5 protein-coding genes are annotated in these 3903 nt (G+C 75.5%); 2 read left to right on the forward strand and 3 right to left on the reverse strand.

The features are described 5' to 3' along the window. Nucleotides 1-239: hypothetical protein (locus KPL57_RS26715; RefSeq protein WP_226353610.1), on the reverse strand; the 239-nt coding region annotated here is incomplete at its 3' end. Between the two features lie 83 nt (nt 240-322). Between KPL57_RS26715 and KPL57_RS26720 the strand changes: the two genes are divergently transcribed. Beyond that, nucleotides 323-1102 (forward strand): ESX secretion-associated protein EspG, encoded by a 780-nt coding sequence (locus tag KPL57_RS26720; protein ID WP_226353611.1) that lies wholly within the window; start codon nt 323-325, stop codon nt 1100-1102. Here the strand turns inward: KPL57_RS26720 and KPL57_RS26725 are convergent. Further along, a complete protein-coding gene (locus tag KPL57_RS26725) occupies nt 1077-2480 on the reverse strand; it encodes an NAD(P)H-quinone dehydrogenase (protein ID WP_020624004.1) in 1404 nt (467 codons plus the stop codon). The two genes, KPL57_RS26720 and KPL57_RS26725, sit on opposite strands and share 26 nt — an antisense overlap. A gap of 143 nt (nt 2481-2623) precedes the next feature. Between KPL57_RS26725 and KPL57_RS26730 the strand changes: the two genes are divergently transcribed. Continuing rightward, nucleotides 2624-3088, forward strand: a complete 465-nt coding sequence (locus KPL57_RS26730) for a gamma-glutamylcyclotransferase (RefSeq protein ID WP_020624005.1) — start codon at nt 2624-2626, stop codon at nt 3086-3088. 107 nt (nt 3089-3195) lie between these two features. Here the strand turns inward: KPL57_RS26730 and KPL57_RS26735 are convergent. Continuing rightward, nucleotides 3196-3903: M20/M25/M40 family metallo-hydrolase (locus KPL57_RS26735; RefSeq protein WP_226353612.1), on the reverse strand; the 708-nt coding region annotated here is incomplete at its 5' end.

The raw sequence follows: 3903 nt of genomic DNA on the forward strand, positions 1-3903 counted from the left end.
CCCACCACGCCGTCACCACCGGCGACCTCGCCGTCCCCCACCCCGACGCCCCGGCGCCCCACGGTGCCGCCACCCACGGCCGCTACACCCCGCCGGTGCCGTCGCACGGCGACCCGGCCGTCAACCCGGCCGGCGTGCCGGTGGGCGCGGTTCCGGCCGCCCCGCCGCCGGTCGCGGCGGCCGTCGGCGCGCCCGCCGACCCCCGGGTCCCGGCCTGGCGCCTCGTCGCCGACCAGCACACGCCGTCCCGACGACCCCCTGGAGCAGCCCGATGCCCGACCCGACCCCGGCGTCCTGCGTCCCGAGGCCCGGTGGCGGGGCCGTGGCTGAGCCGGCGCCCTGGATCCCGTCGGTGCCGTTCGTGCTCACCGGTACCGAGTTCGACGTCGTCTGGGAGCACCTGGGGCTCGGCGCCACCCCGGTGGCGCTGCGGCTCCCCTCCCCCGGGCGCACCCGCGAGGAGCGGCGCCGGGTCGTGGCGGCCGGCGTCGCCGGGCTGCGCGCCCGCGGCCTCGCCGGTCCGGCCGGACCCGACCCCGCGCTGGTACGGCTGCTGACCCTGCTCGCCCGCCCCGACCGTCACCTGGAGGTGCGCGGCCGGTTCGACGACGGCCCGCTGCGCGCGGTCGCCGCCGAACGCGACGGCGACGGCGTCCTCGCCGTCCACACCGGAACGGCCGTCACCGTGACCGCGGCGGGATCACCGGCGTTCGCCGCGGTGTCGGCCCTGCCCCGGCGCGCGCCGGGACCCGGGCCCGCCGTGACCCTGCCCACCGCCGAGCTGGCCCGCGTCCTCGACGGGGACGCACGCGCCGATCCCGGCACGGCCGGGGACGACGAGCAGCGGGCCCGGCTCGCCTCCCTGCTCGCCGGGCCCGCGCACCGTGCGCAGATCTGTGCCGTCCGGCACGACCACTGGGGCAGCCCGGCGCGGCTGCCGGGGCACGTCGCCGTCGTCGACACGCCGCGGGGGCGCTACCGGCTGACCCGCGGGACCGGCGCGCACGGCGGACCCGAGTGGTCCACCCTCGCCCCCGCGGGCGACGGCGAGCTGCGCGACCGGTTCGCCGAGCTGTTCAGTCCAGGTCGGAGTGCTGCATGAGCTGACGGCCCGCCTCGGTGATCGACCCGGACAGCGACGGGTACACCGAGAAGGTGTGGGCCAGGTCGTCCACGCCGAGCCCGTTCTGGACCGCCATCGCGATCGGCAGGATCAGCTCGCTCGCGACCGGCGCGACCACGACACCGCCGATGACCACACCGGACGCCGGGCGGCAGAACAGCTTCACGAAGCCGCGGCGCAGCCCGCGCATCTTGGCGCGCGGGTTGGTCGACAACGGCAGCATCACGGTGCGGGCCGGGACCTCGCCGGAGTCGATCGCGTTCTGGCTGATCCCGACGGTCGCGATCTCGGGCCGGGTGAACACGTTCGCCGCGACCGTCCGCAGCCGGATCGGGGACACGCCCTCCCCGAGCGCGTGCCACATCGCGATCCGGCCCTGCATGGCCGCGACCGAGGCGAGCATGAGCACGCCGGTGCAGTCGCCCGCCGCGTACACACCCGGCTCGGAGGTGCGCGAGACCTTGTCGACCGGGACGAACCCGCCGCGGTCGGTCTCGACGCCGATCTTCTCCAGGCCGAGCTCGGCGGTGTTGGGGATCGACCCGACGGTCATCAGGGCGTGCGAGCCCTCCACGACGCGACCGTCGGACAGGGTGACCCGGACGCCGTCGCCGGTGTTCTCGACGGAGTCCGCGCGCGCGTGGGCGAGGATCTCCACCCCCCGGTCGGCGAACACCTCCTCCAGCACGGCGGCGGCGTCGGCGTCCTCGTGCGGGAGGACCCGGTCGCGGCTGGAGACCAGGCTGACCCGGCAGCCGAGCTCGACGTAGGCGGAGCAGAACTCGGCGCCGGTCACGCCCGAGCCGACGACGATCAGGTGCTCGGGCAGCTCGTCGAGGTCGTAGAGCTGACGCCAGTCGAGGATCCGGTCGCCGTCCGGACGAGCCGAGTCCAGCACCCGCGGGGTGGCCCCGGTCGCGATGAGGACGACGTCGGCGACGAGGTCCTCGACGGTCCCGTCGGCGTGCGTGGCGGTCACCTCGTGCGCGGCGCGGGCCTCGGCGGGCCCGGCGAACCGCGCGGTGCCGGCGATGATCCGGACGCCCTCGTTCTCCAGCCGGGCCCGCACGTCGGCGGACTGGGCGAGGGCGAGGGACTTGACCCGCTCGTTGACCGCGGGCAGGTCGACCGCGGAGTTGCCGCGGTCCACGAGGACGCCGAGGTCCTCGGCACGGTGCAGGTCGACCCGGACGGCCGCGGAGGAGATGAAGGTCTTCGAGGGGACGCAGTCGTAGACGACGCAGGCGCCGCCCATCCCGTCCCGCTCGACGACGGTCACCTCGCTGCCGTGCTGTGCCGCGACGAGTGCGGCCTCGTAACCGGCCGGTCCGCCGCCCATGATGACGATGCGGGTCACGGGAGATCCCCCTGGAGAAGTCGGTGGTGGTGGACCGGCAGGCGGTCCCGCCCGCCAGCGTCGACGGGGCTCACAGTACGCGTGTCCCATCGTTACGACCAGGCGGGTCGAGGCCCCGTCGGGCTCCCCACTACCCTGCATGCGTGCCGCTGTATGCCGCGTACGGGTCGAACATGGACCCCGAGCAGATGAAGGAGCGCGCCCCGCACTCGCCGATGGCCGGGACCGGGTGGCTCCAGGGCTGGCGGCTGACGTTCGGCGGCGAGGACTACACCTGGGAGGGCGCGCTCGCCACCGTGGTGGAGGAGCCGGGCTCGCAGGTGTTCGTCGTGCTCTACGACGTCCCCGAGCACGACGAACGCCAGCTCGACCGCTGGGAGGGCGGTGAGCTGGGCATGCACAAGAAGCTCCGGCTGCGCGTCGCCACCCTCGACGGCAGCGTCCTCGCGTTCATCTACGTGCTGAACGCCTACGAGGGCGGGGAGCCCTCGGCCCGCTACCTGGGCGTGATCGCCGACGCCGCGGAGACCGCGGGCGCCCCGGACGACTACGTGAACGAGCTGCGCAGCAGGCCCAGCCGCAAGTCCTCGCCCGGCAACCACTCCTGACCGGGCCCCACCGTCCGACGAGAAACGGCCCCGGCCTCCGCACGTGCGGAGGCCGGGCCGTCGTCGTTCACCGCGGGAGGCGGTGGGTCGGTGAGTGCGTCAGCGGGTCAGGAGGCCGCCTGCGCCAGCGCGGACAGCGCGGCCTGGACCAGCACCCGCGAGCCGAACGGCAGGGCCCGCTCGTCGAGGTCGAAGGTCGGCTGGTGGATGTCGCGCTGCTTGCCGGTGCCCGACCACACCCCGAGCCGCGCCATGGCGCCCGCGGAGTGCTCCAGGTACCAGGCGAAGTCCTCGCCGCCGGAGGACTGCTCGGTGGAGGCGTCGGCGGCCTCGCCGCCGACGGTCACCGCGGCGTCGCGCAGCATCCCGGTGGACACCTCGTCGTTGACGACCGGCGGGACACCGCGGACGTGGTCGAGCACGTAGCCGACACCGGTGGGGGCGAGCACGGCCGCCACGAGCGCCCGCAGCTTCTCCTCGAGCTCGGTCCAGGTCGCGTGGTCGGCGGTGCGCAGGGTGCCGCGCAGCAGCCCGGACTGCGGGATCGCGTTCGCCGCGTCCCCGGCGTGCACCGCACCCCAGGTCAGGACGGTGCCCGAGCGCGGGTCGACGTGGCGGGTCAGCAGCAGCGGCACCTGGGTGGCCAGCAGCCCGAGCGCCTGCACGAGGTCAGCGGTCAGGTGCGGGCGCGAGGTGTGCCCGCCCGGTGAGGTCAGCCGGACCTCGATGAGGTCACAGGCCGAGGTGATCGGCCCGACCCGGGTGCCGAGCCGCCCGACCTCCAGGCGCGGGTCGCAGTGCAGCGCGAAGATCCG

It is taken from the genome of Pseudonocardia sp. ICBG601, assembly GCF_020496245.1.